Source organism: Geobacter grbiciae (assembly GCF_018531165.1).
GTDB lineage: Bacteria > Desulfobacterota > Desulfuromonadia > Geobacterales > Geobacteraceae > Geobacter > Geobacter metallireducens.
In genome coordinates this window covers 44,076-65,472 of the sequence record NZ_JAHDIW010000009.1, presented here as the reverse complement: position 1 = coordinate 65,472, position 21,397 = coordinate 44,076, and the positions used below count along the sequence as shown (strand labels likewise).

General features: G+C 59.3%; 19 protein-coding genes and 1 pseudogene. 7 read left to right on the top strand and 13 right to left on the bottom strand.

The genetic code is table 11. The features are described 5' to 3' along the window. Nucleotides 1-1,068 carry a 3-deoxy-7-phosphoheptulonate synthase gene (locus KJB29_RS11885; protein WP_215734766.1) on the top strand — a complete coding sequence of 356 codons (1,068 nt, stop codon included), beginning with the start codon at nt 1-3 and terminating at the stop codon, nt 1,066-1,068. A 54-nt stretch (nt 1,069-1,122) separates the two neighbouring features. Here KJB29_RS11885 and KJB29_RS11880 read toward each other — a convergent pair whose 3' ends face one another. Further along, entirely contained in the window at nt 1,123-1,674 is a 552-nt protein-coding gene (locus KJB29_RS11880; protein WP_215734765.1) for a thermonuclease family protein, read from the bottom strand. Nucleotides 1,675-1,753: 79 nt separating this feature from the next. After that, nucleotides 1,754-3,379, bottom strand: a complete 1,626-nt coding sequence (gene serA, locus KJB29_RS11875; RefSeq protein ID WP_215734764.1) for a phosphoglycerate dehydrogenase — start codon at nt 3,377-3,379, stop codon at nt 1,754-1,756. 170 nt (nt 3,380-3,549) lie between these two features. On the opposite strand from serA, the gene KJB29_RS11870 reads away from it, so the two are divergent. Together KJB29_RS11870 and KJB29_RS11865 are read left to right on the top strand one after the other, a co-directional pair. Continuing rightward, nucleotides 3,550-4,026 (top strand): tRNA (cytidine(34)-2'-O)-methyltransferase, encoded by a 477-nt coding sequence (locus tag KJB29_RS11870; RefSeq protein WP_215734763.1) that lies wholly within the window; start codon nt 3,550-3,552, stop codon nt 4,024-4,026. Continuing rightward, nucleotides 4,020-4,406, top strand: coding sequence for an HsmA family protein (locus KJB29_RS11865; RefSeq protein ID WP_215734762.1), 387 nt, complete (start codon nt 4,020-4,022; stop codon nt 4,404-4,406). The genes KJB29_RS11870 and KJB29_RS11865 overlap by 7 nt, the downstream gene beginning before the upstream one ends. Nucleotides 4,407-5,393: 987 nt before the next feature. Here the strand turns inward: KJB29_RS11865 and KJB29_RS19850 are convergent. The 3 genes and pseudogenes from KJB29_RS19850 to KJB29_RS11850 all read right to left on the bottom strand — a co-directional run. Beyond that, nucleotides 5,394-6,044 (bottom strand): annotated as a pseudogene (locus KJB29_RS19850) (ArnT family glycosyltransferase); the annotation flags it as partial. Nucleotides 6,045-6,106: 62 nt separating this feature from the next. Then, nucleotides 6,107-6,895, bottom strand: a complete 789-nt coding sequence (locus tag KJB29_RS11855) for an HD domain-containing protein (RefSeq protein ID WP_215734761.1) — start codon at nt 6,893-6,895, stop codon at nt 6,107-6,109. A gap of 127 nt (nt 6,896-7,022) precedes the next feature. Beyond that, the gene (locus tag KJB29_RS11850; RefSeq protein ID WP_215734760.1) at nt 7,023-8,306 is read right to left on the bottom strand and encodes a class II fructose-bisphosphate aldolase; all 1,284 of its coding nucleotides are present in this window, start codon (nt 8,304-8,306) and stop codon (nt 7,023-7,025) included. 303 nt (nt 8,307-8,609) lie between these two features. Here KJB29_RS11850 and mnmH point away from each other — a divergent pair, with 303 nt between their 5' ends. After that, on the top strand, nt 8,610-9,647 hold the full coding sequence (gene mnmH, locus KJB29_RS11845) for a tRNA 2-selenouridine(34) synthase MnmH (protein ID WP_215734759.1): 1,038 nt from the start codon (nt 8,610-8,612) through the stop codon (nt 9,645-9,647). Nucleotides 9,648-9,685: 38 nt separating this feature from the next. Here the strand turns inward: mnmH and KJB29_RS11840 are convergent, their stop codons facing one another. Continuing rightward, nucleotides 9,686-10,537 (bottom strand): rhomboid family intramembrane serine protease, encoded by an 852-nt coding sequence (locus KJB29_RS11840; RefSeq protein WP_215734758.1) that lies wholly within the window; start codon nt 10,535-10,537, stop codon nt 9,686-9,688. A 559-nt stretch (nt 10,538-11,096) separates the two neighbouring features. Between KJB29_RS11840 and KJB29_RS11835 the strand changes: the two genes are divergently transcribed. Then, nucleotides 11,097-11,252: a hypothetical protein gene (locus tag KJB29_RS11835; protein ID WP_004514771.1), complete on the top strand. Its 156-nt coding sequence runs from the start codon at nt 11,097-11,099 to the stop codon at nt 11,250-11,252. A 32-nt stretch (nt 11,253-11,284) separates the two neighbouring features. Beyond that, nucleotides 11,285-11,773 carry an adenosine-specific kinase gene (locus tag KJB29_RS11830; RefSeq protein ID WP_215734757.1) on the top strand — a complete coding sequence of 163 codons (489 nt, stop codon included), beginning with the start codon at nt 11,285-11,287 and terminating at the stop codon, nt 11,771-11,773. Between the two features lie 70 nt (nt 11,774-11,843). On the opposite strand, the gene KJB29_RS11825 is transcribed toward KJB29_RS11830, so the two are convergent. The 3 genes from KJB29_RS11825 to malQ form a co-directional block, all read right to left on the bottom strand. Next, nucleotides 11,844-12,431: an acyl carrier protein phosphodiesterase gene (locus KJB29_RS11825; protein ID WP_215734756.1), complete on the bottom strand. Its 588-nt coding sequence runs from the start codon at nt 12,429-12,431 to the stop codon at nt 11,844-11,846. Between the two features lie 107 nt (nt 12,432-12,538). Further along, nucleotides 12,539-13,825, bottom strand: a complete 1,287-nt coding sequence (locus KJB29_RS11820; protein WP_215734755.1) for a homocysteine synthase — start codon at nt 13,823-13,825, stop codon at nt 12,539-12,541. Between the two features lie 117 nt (nt 13,826-13,942). Continuing rightward, nucleotides 13,943-15,433, bottom strand: coding sequence for a 4-alpha-glucanotransferase (malQ, locus tag KJB29_RS11815; protein ID WP_215734754.1), 1,491 nt, complete (start codon nt 15,431-15,433; stop codon nt 13,943-13,945). A 142-nt stretch (nt 15,434-15,575) separates the two neighbouring features. Here malQ and KJB29_RS11810 point away from each other — a divergent pair, with 142 nt between their 5' ends. Further along, nucleotides 15,576-15,740, top strand: a complete 165-nt coding sequence (locus KJB29_RS11810; RefSeq protein ID WP_215734753.1) for a hypothetical protein — start codon at nt 15,576-15,578, stop codon at nt 15,738-15,740. Here KJB29_RS11810 and ftsH read toward each other — a convergent pair. The 4 genes from ftsH to KJB29_RS11790 form a co-directional block, all read right to left on the bottom strand. Beyond that, a complete protein-coding gene (gene ftsH, locus KJB29_RS11805) occupies nt 15,734-17,593 on the bottom strand; it encodes an ATP-dependent zinc metalloprotease FtsH (RefSeq protein ID WP_215734752.1) in 1,860 nt (619 codons plus the stop codon). The genes KJB29_RS11810 and ftsH overlap by 7 nt on opposite strands. 105 nt (nt 17,594-17,698) lie before the next feature. Next, the gene (gene cas6, locus KJB29_RS11800) at nt 17,699-18,628 is read right to left on the bottom strand and encodes a CRISPR system precrRNA processing endoribonuclease RAMP protein Cas6 (RefSeq protein ID WP_215734751.1); all 930 of its coding nucleotides are present in this window, start codon (nt 18,626-18,628) and stop codon (nt 17,699-17,701) included. A gap of 93 nt (nt 18,629-18,721) precedes the next feature. Continuing rightward, entirely contained in the window at nt 18,722-19,477 is a 756-nt protein-coding gene (locus KJB29_RS11795) for a succinate dehydrogenase/fumarate reductase iron-sulfur subunit (RefSeq protein ID WP_004512505.1), read from the bottom strand. After that, the gene (locus KJB29_RS11790; protein ID WP_215734750.1) at nt 19,477-21,390 is read right to left on the bottom strand and encodes a fumarate reductase/succinate dehydrogenase flavoprotein subunit; all 1,914 of its coding nucleotides are present in this window, start codon (nt 21,388-21,390) and stop codon (nt 19,477-19,479) included. The genes KJB29_RS11795 and KJB29_RS11790 overlap by 1 nt, the downstream gene beginning before the upstream one ends. Nucleotides 21,391-21,397: the final 7 nt, after the last annotated feature.

Sequence of the window (21,397 nt, the reverse complement as noted above, 5' to 3'; positions counted from 1 at the left end):
ATGACCAAGACAAGCAACCTGAAGGTCACGAGCATAACCCCCATCATCGCCCCTGCCGACCTGCGGCAAGTTTTCCCCCAATCGCTGGAAACAGCTGAATTCGTTAATGCGAGCCGGGCCCACATCAAGAACATCCTCAAGGGGAAAGACACCCGACTCATGGTGATCGTTGGCCCCTGCTCCATCCACGACCCCAAGGCTGCCCTCGACTATGCGGGGCGCCTGGCGCGAATCGCCAGCGAACTCTCCGACCAGCTTTTCATCGTGATGCGGGTCTACTTCGAGAAGCCTCGCACCACCATCGGCTGGAAAGGGCTCATCAACGACCCCGACATGAACCACACCCACCAGATCTCCAAGGGGCTCGGCATCGCGCGGCGGCTTCTGAACGACATCACCGGCATGCTCCTCCCCGTGGCGTGCGAGATGCTCGATACCATCACCCCTGAATACCTGGCCGACTATATCTCGTGGGGCGCCATCGGCGCCCGGACCACGGAGAGTCAATCGCACCGGGAGATGGCGAGCGGCCTTTCCTTCCCCGTGGGCTTCAAAAATGGCACTGACGGCAACCTGCAGATCGCCATCGACGCCATGAACGCGGCGCTCCACCCCCACAGCTTCCTCGGCATCAATCGGGATGGCAAGACCTCCATCATCCAGACCACCGGCAACCCGGACGTGCACATCGTCCTGCGTGGCGGCAAGAAGCCCAACTACTCTCCCGAGGACATCGCCAAGACCGAAGAGATGGTTGAAAAGGGGGGTATCTTCCCGACCATCATGGTTGATTGCAGCCACGGCAACTCGGAGAAGCGCCACGAGAAGCAGCCGGAGGTGCTTGACAGCGTCGTCGACCAGATCGAGGCGGGCAATCGCTCCATCTCGGGGGTCATGATCGAGAGCTTCCTCGAAGCGGGGAACCAGCCCATTCCCAAGGATCTGTCCCAACTCCGCTACGGGGTCTCCACCACCGACAAGTGCATCGACTGGAAGACCACCGAGGAGATCCTGCGCAAGGCCCATGAACGGCTCAAGCGCTGCGGCGGAAGACCGATGCACGGTTGATCCCGGTCGCTCCTGGATACGCAGAGAGCCCCGCCAAAAGCGGGGCTCTTTTTTTCACCTTTTCCACTTCCGCAGCATTCGGCGAAACTCCCACGGTGGCATTGGATTGCGGTCTCGCCACAATCCCCGGCGCGCCTGACGGGCCTCTTGCTCCGCCCCCAGGTAGTCCGATACATAGGGGCGCCGCAGGTACCGGACATAGGCCCAGGCATAGCCCCGGCGCACCATCTCCTGATTCACGTCCACCCCGTCGAGCATGATGATGCCGATTTGGCGCTTATAGCTCCGCTCGCCGGTCAACTTCACCGCCACGTCGCGACCGAGGACAAGCTTACGCAATTTTGCCGCCGCTGCTGCTCCGTGGGGCTGACCCGGGACGCCTTTCCCGGGAGTTTCGGGAGCATCGATGCCGTACAGCCGGCAGGTGAAGGGTCTGCCCCACGGAGGCGTGATGACGACCGTGTCCCCGTCCCACACCCGCGTCACCCTGCCTCCGGAAGTCGACGTGTACGCAAAGTCTCGGCCGGCGGCCGACACCACATTCGTCGGAGTGCACCAGAGCCCCGTCAGCAGTGCCGCCACGATCAAAGCGCCTCGTTTCACCATGCCTCTCCCCTTCAGCAAGAAGGGCCGGCCTCGCCACGAGACCGGCCCCCTCATATTCACTTTATCCACCTCAAGAACGTCAGATGCCGCACCCGCACCCGCGGCTGCACTTGACGCCCGGCATGTGGATCGGTTTGATGAAAGTGGCGTCGGTCGCCTTGCGAACTTCCTCCAAGACAAAGGGAGGAACCGCCGAGTCGACAGAAAGGATGACCATGGCCTCACCCCGCTTCTCGCGGCGCCCCAGGTTCATGGAGGCGATGTTGATATCGTGGGCACCCATGATGGTACCGATCTTGCCGATCATCCCCGGCCGGTCCTCATAGGTAAGGCTGAGCATGTGCTCGTCCGGAGCGAAGTCCACCTGGTAGTCACGGAGCTTGACGATGCGGGGGCTCCCTTCGAAGAGTGTGCCGGCAATAGTCCGCTTTTCACCTTTACCCTCGATGGTGAGGGTTATCATGTTGGAGAAGGAAGGAGATTGGGTGGACTTGTTCTCCTCCACGGTAATCCCCATCTGGTCGGCAATGAGAGTGGCGTTTACCATATTCACGTCCTGCTCCACCAGCCGGTTAAGGATCGACGACAGCCCACAGACACTCAGAGGAGTGCAGTCATAGTGAGCGATGTTTCCCGCATAGGAGAACGTCACGGTGTCGATATTGGCGTCCACAAGCTGAATGACGAAGTCGCTCATGACACTCATGAGGTTCAGGAACGGCCGCATCTGGTCCATGAGAGCCAGGTCGAAGCGCGGGATGTTCACGGCGTTCTCCAGGGGGAGGTCATCCAGGTAGTTGAGGATCTCTTTGGAGACGTCCACCGCCACGTTGACCTGGGCCTCGTAGGTATTGGCCCCCAGGTGCGGAGTAACAATTACCCGCTCGTGGGCAATGAGTTTTTGCAGCACGTCGGTCTTCGGCGGCTCAACGCTGAAGACGTCGATGGCGGCACCGGTGATCTTTCCCGATTCCAGATATTTCAGGAGAGCCTCTTCTTCGATGATCCCCCCCCGGGCGGCGTTCACGATGATGACGCCGTCCTTCATCATGGCCAACTCCCGCTCGCCGATCATGTTGCGGGTTTCATCGGTGAGGGGGGTGTGGACGGTGATGATATCGCAGTTGCGGTATATCTCGTCGTGGGAGACGAGCTTGACCCCCAGGTCATGGGCGCGCTTCACGGCGATGTAGGGGTCACAGGCTAGAACCTCGCACTCGAAAGCCTTGAGCCGGGTGGCGACCCGTCCACCAACCTTGCCGAGGCCGATGACGCCGGCGGTTTTCCCCTTGAGCTCGTAGCCGGTGAAGGGGGCCCGCTTCCATTCGCCGCTCTTGAGGCTGCCGTTGGCGCGGGGTACGTTGCGGCAAAATGAGAGCAGCAGCGCCATGGCGTGCTCGGCGGCGCTGTTGGTGTTGCCGAAGGGGGCGTTCACCACGATTACGCCACGGGAGCTGGCGTAGTCCACATCCACGTTGTCGATGCCAACCCCGGCCCTGGCGATGAGCCGAAGCTTCGTGCCGGCGTCGAGGAGATTCTTGTCAACGGTGGTGCCACTGCGGGTGATAATGGCGTCGTAGTTGCCGATGACCGCCAGCAGCTCCTCCTTCTTGAGTCCCACCTTGACGTTGATCTCCACGCGCGGGTCCTGAGCCAATAGCGCCAACCCTTCCTGAGCCACCTCGTCGGTAACGATGATCTTCATTGCTGCTCCCTTTTCAATGGAATGTGGTGCGTGTATCCGTGATAATTCTGACGGGAAGAAAGTACTTTGCGAGGCTGCGAAGAAGCGTTAATAATAGACCCGTCGACCGGAAAATGCAAGACCGGCGACCACCGTCACCCGTATACGACAAGCAATCAGAAGGAAAGAAGATGGCCGAAAAACCACCATTCCACATCGTCCTCATCGAGCCGGAAATCCCCCCTAATACCGGCAACATCGCCCGCCTCTGCGGCGCAACCGGCACCGTGCTTCACCTGGTGGGGAAACTGGGCTTTTCCACTGACGACCGCTATCTCAAGCGGGCGGGGCTCGACTACTGGAGCGAGGTGGAGATCCACTACTGGGACGACCTTGCGGCGCTTCAGCACGCCTATCCGGAGGGCCGGTTCATCTATACGAGCAAGAAAGCGGCAAAAACACACGTCGAAGCGGCGTTCAAGGAGGGGGACTTCATCGTTTTCGGGAAGGAGACGGTGGGGCTGCCTGAGGAGCTTATCGAGGCCAATCGGGAAAACACCGTGCGGATCCCCATTTTCGGCAAGGTCCGCAGCCTCAACCTCTCCACCTCGGCGGGAATCGTTCTTTACGAGGCACTCCGCCAGACCGGGAGGCTCGAAGGATGCTGAAGATCGGCATCATCTACATGAACCTGGCGCTTCTCTTCTATACGTACGCCGTATTCAACGGCAGGAGGGAGGGGCTTCACCGCAAGCACCTCATCGTGTTCGGCATCGGGCTTCTCTTCGACTACCTTGGCACCCACCAGATGAGCCTTTACGCCAAGGCCTTCGGCAAGGCCCCCGAGTGGCACAATCTGACCGGCATCCTGTCGCTGGCAGGGATGGGGTTCCACTTTCTCCTGGCCCTCGCCGCTTCACTCGCCCGCCGGGCTGAGCGGGTCAACCGCACTTTTCACCGGGTGAGCCTCACCATTTACTCCCTTTGGTGTGCAGCCTTCGCCAGCGGAGCCCTGGCTGGAATGGGACGGCTCATGTCCCGGCACTGAGCCGGCCCGACCCGGGATATCAGCGCGCCGCCAGAGGACAAACCGCTCATCGTCGTTTCCCGGTCGTCTCCCCTCCCATACCTTTTCCCATCCCGCTGAGGGGGGGATATCCTTCGGCTCATTCCTCAACTGGTCGAGGTGTAACGTACACCCCACCGGCGTTTCAACTTCCACACGTTTTGTGACGATGCCAGCCAGATATTCGAACATCGCCCGCTCCGATTCGCCAAGTCCCCTGCTGGAGATACAGGCATGGGGCGGCAGCACCCTGACAAGCGACGCAGCCACGCCGCGATAGCTCCTCCCCGCATCCTGCCAGGGGAGCCACAGTGTCATGGCAACTCCCCACGCCATAACCATTCCCGCCCCCCAAACGACGCTAAAACGGTGCCCAATACGCCTGCATCGCCAGACTGCCACCCCCCATGCCACCGTATAGAGCAGTGTCGTTATCACCAGGAACGGCCTGACCACCGGATCGTGGGGATGCCGGCGCAGGATCGCGCCTGAGACCACGGCAGGCCCCCCCGTAGTCATGGCGAGCCAACCGCCCCAAAGAAGCAGAGCCGCCACCGCAGGGATGACAACTGCTGCCCTGTTCAGCCCCTTGGCGAGGCGCCCGTTCAGCAGCTCCTCCCCTCGCACCGCCAGAAGCGCAAGCGGCAGGAGCATCGGAAGGGCGTAGAGGCCTCGCGCGTCGCGGGAGAGGCTCAAAACTGCCAGCATAACAACGAATGCTGTCAACGGAAGGAGGAGAGGAGAACTGTTCCGGCGCCACGGCCGCTCCTTCCCTATGGCCAGAATGGCCAGGGGAAGCGCCGGCCAGGCGTACCACGGCAGGGTATAGAGATAGAAACCGGGCTTATTCTTGGGACCAAGATCGTTGTGTCCCAAAAACCGCCCGAAGTTTTGGACCCACAACCACTCCTCGAAGAGGTGTGGTGCCTTGAGATAGAGGGCGTAGGGCCAGACCACGAACCACGGCACAACCGCAACCAACGCAACCGTGAGAGTCGCGGCGTACCAACGGTTTCGCCACTCCCTTGCAGCCAGGGGGAGGACCATGGCAATCAGCCCGAGAAGCCCCGGTGCGAGGAGCCCCTTGGCCATGAACCCCATGCCGGTGCCGGTGCCGAGAAGAAATCCGCCGACCAGATGGTGCCGGCGACAAAGTGCCAATCCGTACAAAGCCACCGAAAAACCGGCGAAGAGAGCCGTGTCGGTAATGAGCTTGTGAGCCGTCGGCTGCAGACCGATGCATCCAAGGACAAGAAGCGCCGCGATCCGTCCCTTCCCCTTGCCGAACAACTCGCGGCCGGAAAGGCCCGCAAAGAGGAGTGCAACAAGGGTATAGAAGCCAGCAGCAAGGCGCGCCGCATCATGGAGCGGCACAAGAGGTGAGAAGAGCCGGGCGAAACCGGCAGCGGTGATGAAGAAGAGGGGCGGTTTCTCGAGAAACGGCTCCCCCGCCAGGGTCGGCACAACCCAATCGCCCGTCCGGAGGATATGGTTAACCAGCCCAAAAGTATAGGGTTCGTCGGCCTTCCAGGGGTCATGTCCCACGAGTCCCGGCACGACCCAGGCAACGCAGAGGATGACGACCCACCAGACGCCCGGCGTCCGGACTGCCTCCACCATCCCTTCAGGGGTGCCTTTATTCTCTACCTCTTTCAGGGGAACCATCGTCTTCATTGTCTCCTTCAAACTTCACTGTCCCGTGCGCAAAGCGCCGCTCTGACAACTCCGATCGCACGTCCCACATCTTTCGTACGGGGAAGGGTGTCAGCAAGAAGTTCCACGTAGCCCCGTTCCCGTACCAGTTCCCGGGAGCAGGGGAAATTGAGATCAAACACCCAGGAGAGTTGGAGGAGTTTGAAGTCGTTCAGGGTTCGAAGCTTGGCAAGGTCTACCATCCCGCCCCGCAGGAGCGTGTCGAGCACCGCCGGGGTATACTCGGGAATATCGGGGAAACCGAGGCTCACCGCCGATGCCCGTTCTTCTGCCGGCTGGCCATAGAACTCGATAAAGACCCGCCATATGTCGAGCTTGTCGGCATCGCGGATCAGCCGGAGGAAGAGCCGCTGCCGATCACCCAGCATCGCGGGAATCCGGAAGACGTTGTGGAGACCGACCGCGCCAATGATGAGACGCTGCTCCTCCTCGGGAAGCCCCGCCAGCACCTTTCCCTCAGCCAGAACCCGCCCCCCGAGTTCAGCGTGATTAACCGAAGAGCTATCCTTGAAGGTACGGAAGCGGCGGTATTGCTCGAACCGTCCGATGTCGTGGAACAGCGCTACCGCAACGGCAATGCGGCGGTCTTCCGGAGAAAGAGCCAGGGAATCGGAGAGAACCTCCATGACCGCGCAGACCTTTGCGGTGTGCTCCTCCTTGAGGCGGATGTTCCGGTTGTGCTCCTCGTTATCGTTGTGAAATGTGCGGCAGTAATCGGCAAACCAGCGGTGGAGTCCAGCAAGGGAGGAAGTATCCATAGGTAGATCAACTAATCCTTCACATCTTTGGTTGCGATCTCAACAAGACGATGGCTCGCGTCCATGCGATCGCCGGATACGGAAAAGGGGGCCTTCGCCCCCCTTCCACCAACCTGTCAACAACTGTCTAATCTTCGAAGTTCCCTTCGGGGCCCTTGTCGCTCACAATCGTTTTGGCCCGCTCCACGATCTGCTCCTTGGTCCAGCGGGACTTGTCCTCGATGAGGCTACCCTTCGACCCGACATCGTAAGTACCAGCCTTGAGGATCGCCTCGATGGCAAGGGGTGCGGTGTCTTTCCCGTTGAAGACCTCGGTCATCATCTTGTAGGCGAAATCCTCGACCCGCTTGGCCATCCGGTCGCGGATCTCCTTCGGCTGGGCCAGGAGCTTGTTCTCGAAGGGGAGGTTCAGGTTCTTGTAATCACCCTTCTTCCACCCCTTCGAATCAGCGTAGGCCACGATCTCGGCCCAGAGTTCCTCGGTCATCCCCTCACCCTTTACCTTGATGAAGTTCCCGTTGGCGTCAAGCTGGGCATTGCCGTAGTCGTTCACCTCCAGGCCCCAGGAGATCATCTGAAGGGCCGTGGCCACGTTGGCCTTGGTGGTGGCGGTCTGGTTAGCAATCTCGCGGAGCCGCTCGGAGCTGTTGCCAGAGGTGCCGTGTTGGGCGCCGTTTACCTTGTAAGGCTCAAGGGCCTTGTGGATGCCGGCGGTGAGCTCCACCTGGATACCGGCGGCGGATGCCTCGAGGCCGTGGGTGGTGCCGTTGTTGAGGGCGATCCAGTCGGGATGGATTCCATGGGCGTTGAGCCCCTGGATCAGGAACTTCGCCTCGTCCACCGTGGAAAGCCCCTGGTTCCCCTTGATCTCCCCCACCTCGGTCTCGAGACCTGCCCACGCCGGGATGAAGGGATTGATGTCAAGGTTGGCCAGGAGGTTCTGGTCATCGGGAAGATGGGAGGCGTCAATGGCGATAGAGGTGATCCCCGCCTCGAACATGGTAGGGATCTCCACCTTGGCGGCGGCCAGATCCTTGTCGTTCTTGATGCCGTAGTGGTCGGCATGAATGGCGACCGGCACGGTGATGCCGAGTTCGTTGCAGAGGGCATCCACGATGCGGGCCATGTTCCAGTAGTTGACCGCGCAGTATGCCTTCTGGCCACCTTCCGACTTGGCGATTTCGATGATGATGGGGCAGTTGGCCCGCTGGGCCGCCATGAGAGCGCCGCGGATCACGAAGTAATTCCGGCCGTTGGCGGCCATGGCTATGGCCTTTCCCTTGACGAGCATGGCCCGGTCCACCACCTTGCCGCTCACGATGAGGGCCTTGGAGTTGGGGAAAAGCTTCTGAATGTTGGGTGGGCGGCCCACCTGGAGGGCCTTCTCGAAATCTGCGGAGTACGGTGCCATTCATATCCTCCTTCAGTTTTAGTGAAATTTATTCGGCAGACAAAAACGGCATTTTATAGCATGTTAGCCGGGACTAAGGCAAGGAATAATCAACGTTTCCCGCCTATTCCGCCTCTCTCCCTCCACAAGGATGTGATCAGGTTTTCCCGGTTCGAATGAAGTGACGGAGGCCGGCACCTCTCCCGACAGCAAAGAACCTTCATCCGGGGGCGTACCGCCCCATCTGCCGCACTACAGGCACTCCGCCCCTTGCCAAAGCTCTGCCTTCCCCCGTATAATAACCTGCTTTACAAGGAGATTTCCGTGACCAGAACCATTTCATTCCATGAATCACTCCTCGACACCCATCTGGTGGTCGATGCCCGGACCCCCCTCGAATTTGAGGAGGATCACATCCCCGGCGCCATCAACGTGCCGCTCCTCACAAACGAGGAACGGGTAGAAATCGGCACCCTCTACAAGCAGACCGGCCCCCTGGAGGCCAGGCGCCGCGGGCTGGAGCTGACCGCCCACCGCTTCCCGGCCATGGTGGAGAAAATCGCCACAGCCGCTGCGGGACGTACCATCCTCGTCTACTGCTGGCGCGGTGGGCTGAGGAGTAAGACCATTACCGCAATCCTCGACCTCACCGGCTTCGACGCCGTCCAACTCGTGGGAGGCTACAAGGGGTTCCGCACCATGGTGACGGAGTATTTCGAGTCCTTCCACCCCCCTGCCCCCCTTGTGGTGCTCCACGGCATGACAGGCGTCGGGAAGACCACCTTTCTCCTCCAACTGGCCGAGGCGGGCCACTCCGTTATCGACCTGGAAGGGCTTGCCTGCCACCGGGGTTCGGCCTTCGGCTCCCTGGGGCTCTCCCAGGACCTCTCCCAGAAACGGTTTGAAACCCTTCTCTGGGATGCCTTCCGGAAACTCCCGACCGACAGGCCGATCCTCCTGGAGGGAGAAAGCAAGCGGATCGGCAGGATCAACCTGCCGGGAAACCTCTACGATGTGATGCGGGAGAGCGTGAAGGTCTGGTGCAATGCCACGGTGGAAACGCGGGTGGAGCGTCTCATCGAAGAATATGGCCTCCCCGAATATCGCCAGGGGATGTCTGAGGCACTGGAGCGTATCCGCAAGAAGCTGGGTGGCGACAAATTCGAAGAGATTTCAGGGTATCTGGAGCGATGGGAGCTGACTCCCTTTATGGAAGGGCTCATCCGGCACTATTATGACAAGCTCTACTACAAGACGCGGGAATGGACCGAGGACGCAATCGTGTCACTGGAAGACTTCACCGCCGGACGCCGGGAACTGGAGGAGTTTCTCGATGCCCGGCAGTGGCGGTTAGTGAATTGACGGAATGACAGCTACGGGGGGTAAGGAACACGCACGATTCAGTGCAAAGATCTCCCCGCAAACGTGACAAAGGCCGAAAGGAGCCCCAGAGCGAGCGCTACGGCCGTCGCCAGGATGCACCCTCCGGCCAGGAACTTGTGGAAGAGATTCTCAGCCCGCCGCTCCCGGTAGCCAAGCAGGAACCCCAGGACGATCCCCCCCACAACGCCGCCGCCGTGCCCCCAGTTATTGATCCCTGGCACGATGAGGCCGAAGAAGAAAAGCCCCACCACCCAACCCCATACTTCCTTGAAGACCGCCTGCCCGTAGACCCCGCCCCGGCTCTTGCCGTAGTAAAGCAGGGAGCCAATGAGGCCGCAGAGGGCCGCTGAAGCGCCGATGGTGTAGCCGACCCCCGCCAGGTATGACAGCACGTAGCCGCAAACTCCTCCGAGGGTATAGATGGTGAGCATCCGCGAGGTGCCGTACTCCTGGGCCACCAACGGCAGAAGCTGGCGCAGGGCCATCATGTTGAAGAAGATGTGGAGCGGCCCCCCATGGAGGTAGTTGGCGGACAGGAGCGACCAGGAACGGTCGTAGCGATCAATGGGGACAACGCCAGTGGCCCCCAGGGCCAAGAGGCTCCCCTGATCGGGCGAGAGCGCAGAGAAGAGTCCCCCGTGACCGGGAGAGTGATTGCTGATCAGCAGCGACACCAGGTACATCACCATGTTAACCGTGATGATGATGGTGACGAGCCGGTCGGCGCTCCCCACGCTCCGGGTGAGGGGGTTGTTCTTCAGCCACGAACCGGGATGGGAGGTGCCGCACCAGGGGCAAGAAGGCTCGTCGCGACTGATGAGCCTGCCGCAGTTTGGGCAGAGGATCGAGCGGCGCTCGGGAGTTGTCATGGTGACCTCATGGTAGAATGGCCATCGGCTCGTCGATATGTCTCAGACGTTTCTGTATCCTACCGCGGAGAGCTTGCCGGTGCAAGAAACCTCACGATATCGTAGAAAATTCCATAGATTTTGACCCACTCGAAGGCCGCGTCTGTGGCCGATTTCCAAGGGGGACTACTTTGACATTCCCCCCAAGGATTACTATACTGATTATGAAAGAAGTGATCTTTGACAGCTACGGTGCTTCGTGAAGCGACGCGGAATACGCAGTGCTGAATTCCATCCGCCAGGAGCGTGAAACCTCTTGAAAAAGGGGAAACGGAACGGATACCATCCGTCATGGCCCTGCAAGGAGCATGGCGGAAAGGTTCGCGATATTTCCACCGACGGATTGGAAAAAAGAGCCTCGACGAAGTACCGCATAACCAAAGCCCCGGAAGCAATTCCGAGGCTTTTTCCGTGCTTCCCTTTGCCGGGTGTCATGCCCGCGGGTTGACAGGGAACACCAAGCGCGTTTATAGTTATCGGGCCGTTAGCGGCATTGAATCCCACAGAGGAGGAGACTGGCATGCTCTACTTCGTGAAAGAAAAAACCATCCACACCTTTCCCGTGTCGAAAAGGTGCACCGTACAGCGCGAGAAGGAGCAACTGCGGGATACCATCCCCACCGACGTTGAGCAGTGCCCTTACTGCATGCACAGTTGGCCCGGCGAGAAAGAGTAACCGTCTATCCCTCTACCAGAGGGGAATGACCCATGAGCCTTGAAATCAACGCCATCGCAATCGACATTCCCGACGACTGCAACCTCATCCTCGGCCAAACTCACTTTATCAAGACCGCCGAGGACCTGTACGAGATTATCGCCACCACTGTCTCCCTGGCGCGGTTCGGCATCGCCTTTACTGAAGCGTCGGGGCCGTGCCTCATCCGCACCGAGGGTAACGACGATGAATTGACCCAGGCCTGCGTGCGCAACCTCCAGGCAATCGGAGCGGGCCACGTTTTCTGCATCCTGCTGCGCGACGCCTATCCCATCAACATCCTGAACCAGATCAAGAACTGCCCCGAAGTGTGCGGTATCTACTGCGCAACAGCCAACCCTCTCCAGGTGATAGTCGCCTCAACGGCCCAGGGGTCGGGGGTGCTCGGCGTCATTGACGGATTCCCTCCCAAAGGGGTCGAGTCAGACGATGACCGGCAGAAACGACGCGATTTCCTGCGTGCCATAGGGTACAAACGCTAGGGATTGGGCCAAAATCTCAACATTACAAGGGACATCCGCGGATATCGCGTGGTGTCCCTTTTTTATCCATCTACCGATCAACCTTACCGATGAACTCTTCCGAAAAGGTCATGAGCGCCGGATAAAACCGGCTAAAATCATCCCGCAATCCGTCATAGCAGCGCAGGAGCTCATCGGCGCCGTCAGCCAGGGGGTTCGGTCTCCCAACCCGCACCGCCATCCGGCGGAGAACCCGGTCTATGCCCTCATGCTCGGCGTAAGAGGGGAGCCACTCGCCGAAGATAGCAGGGACGACCCGCACCAGGCGTTCGGGCAGGTGCACGGCACGGCTCCGCACCACGGCCTCGGAGCAGGCGATGAATGCCTCGATGGGTTCTGCCGAGTACTGTCGCCAGTTGGCAGCAAGGAAGTGATCGTAGAAGAGGTCGACCATCACCCCGCGGTAGAGGCCGAAACGCGGTTCGATCCGCCGTCGGCTGGCCTGAAAGGCGGGATGCCGGGCGGCAAAGGAATCGATCCGGCGGTGGAGTTCCAGGCCTAGGGTAACGCGAGGGGGGAAACGCCCTTCGAGGCGTCCCTTGACGAAGTCTCCCATCATGTTGCCGGTGAGGATGTCGGGGTCGTCGCCCGACAGGTGGAGGTGAGCGAGAAAGTTCATGATAGTGGTGTACCGCTGCCCCCCGGTTGATGCAAATGAAAAAAGGCGATCTTTGAGGATCGCCCTTTTCCCGGTGACCAATTCAACACCCCAAAGGGTGGATGGAGTTACCCTTGGGACGCCGCCAATGCCTGGTCGATGTCGGCAATGATATCAGCCACCTCCTCAATGCCAATGGAGAGGCGGATATAATCCTGAGTGACGCCGCTCGCCAGCTGTTCCTCCTCGGAGAGTTGCTGGTGGGTGGTGGAGGCGGGGTGGATCACCAACGACTTGGCGTCGCCGATGTTCGCCAGGTGGGAGAGCAGCTTCACGCTGTCGATGAACCGTCTTCCCGCCTCGAGCCCCCCGTTGATGCCGAAGCCGATGATGGCGCCTTCCCCCTTCGGCAGGTACTTCCTGGCATTGCCGTGGTCTTTGTGGCTCGCAAGGCCGGGATAATTCACCCAGGAGACAAGGGGATGCTTTTCGAGCCATTGAGCAACCGCCCGGGCGTTCTCCACGTGGCGGGCCATCCGTACCGGGAGGGTTTCCAGCCCCTGCAGGAAGAGAAAAGAGTTGAACGGAGAGATGCAGGCTCCCATATCGCGCAGGAGCGTGATCCTCATCTTGAGGATGTAGGAGAGATTCCCGAGGGCTTCCCAGTAGCGGAGGCCGTGGTAGGAGGGATCAGGCTCAGTCATCTCGGGGAACCGGCCGTTATTCCAGGGGAACTTCCCGCCGTCCACCACTGCGCCGCCGATGCTCGTGCCGTGGCCGCCAATGAACTTGGTGAGGGAGTAGACAACGATGTCGGCACCGTGCTCCAGGGGCTTGAACAGGTATGACGTGGTCACGGTATTGTCGACCACGAAGGGGATGCCGGCTTCGTGGGCGATGCGGGCAATGGCCTCGAAGTCGTCCACGTTGTTCTTGGGGTTCCCCACCGACTCGGTGTAGACGAGGCGGGTCTTGTCATCGATGGCCCGCCGGACGTTCTCCGGGTCGGAGGTATCGACGAACTTCACGGTAATCCCCAGTTTGGGGAGGGTGTAATGGAAGAGGTTGTAGGTCCCCCCGTAGAGATAGCTGGTGGAGACGATGTTCTGCCCCGCCTGGGCAATATTGAGCACGGCGTAGGTGATGGCCGCCTGGCCCGAGGCGACGGCAAGTGCTCCAACCCCACCGTCCAGTTCGGCAAGGCGCTTTTCCAGCACGTCACTGGTGGGATTCATGAGCCGAGTATAGATGTTGCCGAACTCCTTGAGCCCGAAGAGATTGGCTGCATGCTCTGAACTCTTGAAGGCGTAAGACGCGGTCTGGTAGATGGGAACCGCCCGGGAAAGGGTTGTGGGGTCGGGTTCCTGGCCGGCGTGCAGGGCGAGGGTGTCGAAGCTTATTTTCGTATCGGTCATTGATGCCTCTTCTCCCGGGGTTAAGAAATATAACCCACCTTTATTGTTATATACAGTGGCTAAAAATGTAGTTAATACCTACCGCGTCTGTCAAGAACATTTATACCACGAGTAAAGCTATTCTCCCCGCTTTCTCCCAAAGAGCGTCGTCAATTCGTGGAGCCGTTCAGCATGCTTCTCCGCCAATGCCCCAGCAGTGAAGCGCCACGACCAGTTGCCGCGGGGGGTTCCCGGAAGGTTCATCCGGGCGGATCCATCGAGGCCGAGGATATCCTGAAGGGGGAAAATCGCCAGATCGGCTACCGACGCAAGGCCAAGCCGTACCAGTTCCCAGTGAATCTCCTTGCCGGAGGTACCCGTGTAGGCAAGGACACCCTTGCGGTTGTGGGGGGAAAGTGTTTTGAACCAGCCGACGGTGGTGTCATTGTCGTGGGTACCGGTGTAGGTCACGCAGCCAGGGATGTAGTTGTGGGGGAGATAGGGATTCCCCGGACCGGAATCGAAGGCGAACTGGAGGATTTTCATGCCGGGGAAACGGTATCGGTCCCTGAGTTCCTCCACTTCCGGCGTGATCACTCCCAAATCCTCGGCGATGATGGGGAGTTGCCCCAGGGCGCCGATGACGGCGTCGAAAAGGGGAGCCCCCGGCCCCTGGACCCATTGGCCGTTGACGGCGGTCTTCTCCTTGGCCGGCACCTCCCAGCATGCCTCGAAGCCCCGGAAGTGGTCGATTCGGACCATGTCGCACAGGGCGAAACAGCTGCGGAACCGCTCGATCCACCAGCGATATCCCTCGGCGGCCATGGCGTCCCAGTTGTAGAGGGGGTTGCCCCACCGCTGGCCGGTCTCACTGAAGTAGTCAGGGGGAACCCCGGCAACGACCGTCGGCTTTCCCTTCTCGTCCAGTTTGAAAAGATGGGGCGCGCTCCAGACGTCAGCCGAGTCAAAGGCGACGAAGATTGGGATGTCGCCGACGATGCCGATCCCCTTGCCGTTGGCATACTCCCTGATATGGCGCCATTGACGGTAAAATTGCCACTGGGCGTACTTCTGCTCTCCAATGGCCACACCGAGCCGAACCGAATACTTCTCCAAGGCCGCCGACTCCCTGCGGGCGATCTCCTTGGGCCAGGAGGTCCAGCTTTTCCCCCCGAAATGCTCCTTGAGCGCCATGAAGAGGGCGTAGTCGTGGAGCCAGGGGGTTGTGTCGCAGAAATGCCAGTACTCCTCCTTCCGCTCACGGTCGCCAAGGGCGTAAAAATGGGCGGACGCCGCCTTCAGCAGGGGAATTCTGTAATTTTCCGCCAGGGCGAAATCGACGTATTCCGCAGGGAACACGGGGACCGGCGCGCTTTCATCCAGGTCTCCCTCGTCCACAATGGCAGCAAGATCAATAAGAAGTGGATTCCCCGCAAAGGCCGAATAGCATGAGTAGGGTGAGTTGCCGTAAGCGGCCGGACCGAGGGGAAGAATCTGCCAGAGGCTCTGGCCGGCGGCCTCAAGGAAATCGATAAAGTGTCGGCACTCCTTGCCGAGGGATCCAATTCCCCCTGGACCGGGAAGAGATGTGGGGTGAAGGAGGATGCCGCTTTTTCGCCGGTGATACATTGGTACCTCGCTTTCTGTTAAAAGCGTTGCCAACGGGGCTCTCAATTATATACAGTAAACCTTGACAGAGTCGGGCAGGTAGTCCCATGAGCCAGTTTCAGTCGGTGCATCGAAAAAATTTCCGTCAAGGAGCACCCCTACCATGGAAACCATCAAGACCGCTCTCTTCGAAACTCTGATGGAGAGTGCCGTACCCGACGGCGACGACGGCTATATCTTCACCCTGGAAGGAAAGACCTACCGGATCAGGGACACCCTGGAGATATCCAAAATTGCCCAGGACCACGGCTACATCATTATTTACTGACGCTCCGCCAGACCGAGCAACCCATTGATCCGCTTTCCGTCGAGGGTTTCCTCCTCGATGAGGGCCTCTACGAGAATATCGAGCTTGTCCCGATTCCCAGTGATGATCTCTTCGGCTTTGGCCTCAGCCTCCTTGATGACGACAGCGATTTCCTGATCAATGAGCCACGCCATCTGCTCGGAAAAGGTCTTCTCCTCCGCCAGCTTGCGCCCGAGAAAGGGATGTTCCTCGCCGCGCCGGAAGGTCATGGCGCCGATCTTGTCGCTCATTCCCCACTGACAGACCATCTTCTCCGCCAGATCGTTCACCATCTTGAGATCGTTCTGGGCTCCCGTCGAGAGATCGCCGAAGACGAGCCGCTCTGCTACCCTCCCTCCAAGGGCCACGGAAAGCCGGTTCACGAGATACGTCTTCGAGTAGTGGTAGCGGTCATCCTCGGGGAGCTGCTGCGTTACCCCCAGAGCCTGCCCCCGCGGGATGATCGTCACCTTGTGGACCGGATCGGTGCCGGGAAGCAGCTTGGCCACCAGCGTGTGGCCCGCTTCGTGGTAAGCGGTAATCCGCTTCTCCTGGTCGGTGATGTACATCTTCCGCTCCCCACCCATGAGAACCTTGTCCTTGGCCCTTTCCAGGTGATCCATGGTAACTGTGGAGGAATTCTCCCGCGCCGCCAGTATTGCTGCCTCGTTCACCAGGTTCTCCAGGTCCGCGCCGGTCATCCCCGGCGTCCCCCGGGCAATCACCGCCAGGGACACATCTTTGTCCATGGGAATCTTACGGGTATGGACCTGGAGTATCTTTTCCCGGTCCCGCCAGTCGGGCCGATCGATCACCACGTGCCGGTCGAAGCGGCCTGGACGGAGCAACGCTGCATCGAGGACATCGGGGCGGTTGGTGGCCGCCATGACGATGACCTCGTCATGGGGATCGAAGCCATCCATCTCCGAGAGAAGCTGATTCAGGGTCTGCTCCCGCTCGTCATGGCCTCCACCGAGGCCGGCTCCGCGACTCCGACCAACGGCATCAATCTCGTCAATGAATATAATGCTCGGCGCCGACTTCTTGGCCGTGGCAAAGAGGTCCCGCACTCTCCCCGCCCCGACGCCAACAAACATCTCGATGAACTGCGATGCGGTAATACTGAGAAACGTCACGCCCGCCTCTCCGGCAACAGCCCTGGCAAGAAGCGTCTTCCCTGTTCCGGGAGGGCCGACCAGCAGAACCCCCTTCGGCACCTTTCCCCCAATCTGCTGGAACTTTTTCGGGTCCCGCAAGTAGTCGACAATCTCTCTCAACTCCAACTTGGCATTTTCCATGCCTGCCACGTCGTCGAACGTCACCCTGCTCTTTTCACCCGGGGTATACATCTGTGCTCCGGACTTGGCAAATCCCCCCATCATCGCGCCGGGGCTCTGCCCCCGCATCCCCCTCATGGCGAGCCACCAGACACCAATGATGAGAATCCAGGGGAGCAGATAGAGAAGTCCGCTCAAGAGGGGTGAGACTTCAGTTGTAATAGCAGTAACATCCACCTTCTTGCTTTGTAAATCGGCCATGAGGCTTGGGTCCTCAATGGCCGGCTTTATTGTAGTAAACTGGGTGACCTCCCGAACAACGGGCTTTCCGGAAACCGAATCGGTCAACGGCACCTTGTTCCTGAACTCTCCGCTGATCGAATTGCCCTTAAGGCTAATTTTCTTGATGTTGTCGGCGGCCAATTCATCCTTGAAACGACTATACGAAATGGAAACCCCACCCTCAGCAGTCTGCCGGGCGAAGTATCCATAGACAAAGTTGAATACAATAATGAGTGCAAATACCCATATCAGTGGTTTCCAGACAGACTGCCCCATGGGTGACTCCTTGACGCCGAAACTCGATTCTCGGTCAAGTTTCGGCAGATCATATCATTGCAATATCAGTAAAGTGGTAACACACACTCCTTGATTTGCAAGGCTTTACGGGCAATTAACACCAACAGAGAAGCGACCGAGGCCAAACGCCGCACCTTTACCCACATTAAGGAACTCACCTAAGAGCAAAAACGGGATAAATTCCTCGGGCACGCTGCTCAATACCGCCTCTCCGGTCAAGCCGGCGAGTTTTCCCCGCTGTTTGCCCCCATCCCATTCAACCCACTGAATCGAACTGCCCGATACGGTAACCGTCTCACAGAGGGACGCCAACCACCTAAAGTCCACCAAAATCTCGTCGTCGCAGTAGTAGGAGGCAAGGGATGAAATTCGTCGTATGAGGGTGCGCATAAAAAGAGGGAAAGAAAAGGTCCGACTCGGTCTGCCATCCTGCATAATCTTCAGTGGCGTGAGCAGTCGGAGGGGCACGTCGCCCGAAACGTCCACCCAACGCGTGTCACAGAGCCCCTCGGACGTCAGAAGGGTGAGGGATTCTGCAAACCCGGCCGAGTGATCTGCCGCATAAATAAGGTAAGGCTCCCCGCGATAGCCCAGGGATTCGACACGCTCCACGATAGCAGCCAATTCGTCTCTCTGGTCGTGTTTGGAGAAAAGAAGCTTAAGAGAATCCACAAACTCAGTAACGAAACGTGTCGCCGTTCCCAGGAGAGCAAGACGGATCTCGACCAGAGTGTCTGAATTCTGCTGACTGGGTATTACCGGAAATGAGAATGCAAAGGGAAGAGGGGGTTTCTGATGTCTCTTGACCGTCGCCGGATCTGAACTCAGGGCTTGGGCAAAGACGATTCGATACGGGCACTCATTACGGCGGTTGCACAGAACACATTCCTCCTCCGCGCAACCCACCACCCGCCGGAACGATCTCTGAAACCCATCACGAATGCGAAACAAAAGATACGGGTCAGATATGTCCTCGGTCAGACGGATCGTTATCCGCAGAACTGAAATGGTCATACTTACTCCCCTATCAAAAAAAATGGGGCGGATCGTTAAATCCGCCCCATCGCTCCGTGCCATTGCACGGCTTCATAATGAGTCAGGGCATCGCTAGAAGAGGGACTTCAGGTATTCCCTATTCAAGGTCGCGATGAATTTGACATTGATACCCTTCGGGCAGGCAGCCTGACACTCATAGTGGTTGGTGCAGTTGCCGAAGCCACACTCCTGAAGGGCGCCCGTCATTTCCTGAACGCGACGTTTCGCCTCGGCCTTGCCTTGGGGAAGGACCGCCAGTTGGGAAACCTTGGCAGAGGTAAAGAGCATGGCCGAACCGTTGGGGCAGCCTGCCACGCACGCCCCGCAACCGATGCACTCGGCAGCGTCCATGGCGTAGTCAGCGATATCCTTGGGAACCAGAAGAGCGTTGCCGTCGGCAACGCCACCGGTATGGGCAGAGGTGTAGCCACCAGCCTGGATGATCGTATCAAGGGCAGCACGGTCGACGACCAGATCCTTCACAATCGGGAATGCCCGGGCACGCCACGGCTCAATGTAAATGGTGTCGCCATCTTTGAACATCCGCATATGGAGCTGGCAGACGGTGGTGCGGTCCTGACCGCCGTGGGGAGCGCCATTGATGACCTGCGAGCACATGCCGCAAATACCTTCACGGCAGTCGTGGTCAAAGGCGATGGGGTCCTTGCCCGCCTTGATGAGATCTTCGTTCACCTCGTCGAGCATCTCAAGGAACGACTGATCAGGGCTGACATTCTTGGCCTCGTAGACCTCGAACTTTCCCGGATCTTTTGGGCCATTCTGGCGCCAAACATGGAGAGTAAGATTCATGGTATTATCGTGGCTCATTATTTGTAGCTCCTTATCGCCAGATGGACGTTTTCAAACTTCAGAGGTTCGATGTGGAGTTCAGGCTCTGCATTAGCCCCTTTGAACTCCCATGCAGCAGCGTGGCAGAAGTTTTCGTCGTCGCGCTTTGCTTCGCCGTCAGGCATCTGGTGCTCAACCCGGAAGTGACCACCACAGGACTCGTTACGGTAGAGGGCGTCGCGGGTCAGAAGCTCCCCGAATTCAAGGAAGTCAGCTACGCGACCGGCGTTCTCCAGATCCTGGTTGAACTGGGCGCCAGAACCGCTGACCTTGACGTTCTTCCAGAATTCTTCACGAAGTGCGGGGATCTTCTTGAGGGCTTCCTTGCAGCTCTGCTCGCTGCGGGCCATGCCGACGTTCTCCCACATGATCCTGCCCAGCTCGCGGTGGAATTCGCTGACAGTCTTCTTCCCGTTGATCGACATGAGCTTCTTCAAGTTGTTATTTACATCGTCAACAGACTTCTTGCACTCGGGGCTATCGGCCTTGACCTTGCCCGGAGCCGTCTTGGCCAGATAGTTGGCGATGGTGTAGGGAATGACGAAGTAACCGTCGGCAAGACCCTGCATGAGGGCGCTGGCGCCAAGACGGTTCGCCCCGTGAACCGAGAAGTTTGCCTCGCCCAGAACGAAGAGTCCCGGGAGGTTGCTCTCACAGTTGTAATCAACCCAGAGACCACCCATGGAATAGTGAGGAGCCGGGTAGATACGCATCGGCACCTTGTAGCCATTCTCGTCGGTTATCTTCTCGTACATCTCGAAGAGGTTGCCGTACCGCTCGCGGATCGTGTCTTCACCGAGGCGCTTGATTGAATCCGCGAAATCGAGGTAGACACCACGCCCGCCAGGACCCACGCCACGATCGTCGTCGCACTGCTCCTTAGCGGCGCGGGAGGCGATGTCACGGGGAGCCAGGTTACCGAAGCTCGGGTACTTCCGCTCGAGGTAATAGTCACGCTCTTCCTCGGGAATCTCCCCCGGCGCGCGCTTGTCGCCCTTCTTCTTGGGAGCCCAGCAACGGCCGTCGTTACGGAGCGACTCTGACATGAGAGTCAGCTTGGACTGCTTGTCACCATGCTGCGGTATACAGGTCGGGTGAATCTGTGTGTAGCAGGGGTTGGCAAAGAAGGCGCCTTTCCGGTGGGCCTTCCAGGCGGCGGTAACGCTGCACCCCATGGCGTTGGTGGAGAGGTAGAAGACGTTCACGTAGCCGCCGGTGCAGAGCACAACCGCGTCACCCACGTGGCTACGAATCTCGCCGGTCACCAGGTCACGAACCGTGATCCCCTTTGCCTCACCGTCAACAACGATCAGGTCAAGCATCTCGGTGCGGGGGAACATCTTGACGGTCCCTGCCTTGATCTGGCGGGCAAGGGCCGAGTAGGCGCCGAGCAGGAGCTGCTGCCCCGTTTGCCCCCGGGCGTAGAACGTACGGGAAACCTGGGCGCCGCCGAAGGAGCGGTTGTCCAGATAGCCGGCGTAGTCACGGGCAAAGGGAACGCCTTGGGCCACGCACTGGTCGATGATGTTGTTGGAAACCTGGGCCAGACGCCAGACGTCGGCCTCGCGGGCACGGAAGTCGCCCCCCTTGATGGTGTCGTAGAAGAGACGGTAGATGCTGTCACCGTCGTTCGGGTAGTTCTTGGCGGCGTTGATCCCCCCTTGGGCAGCGATGGAGTGGGCGCGGCGGGGGCTATCCTGGTAGCAGAAAGCCTCGACATTGTAGCCGAGCTCGCCGAGGGACGCGGCAGCGGCGCCGCCGGCAAGGCCGGTACCAACGACAAGGATCTTGTACTTACGCTTGTTGGAGGGGTTAACCAGCTTCATGTCGAAGCGGTGCTTGTCCCATGTTTTCTCAATTGGTCCAGTCGGACATTTTCCGTCGAGTATCACTTGAACC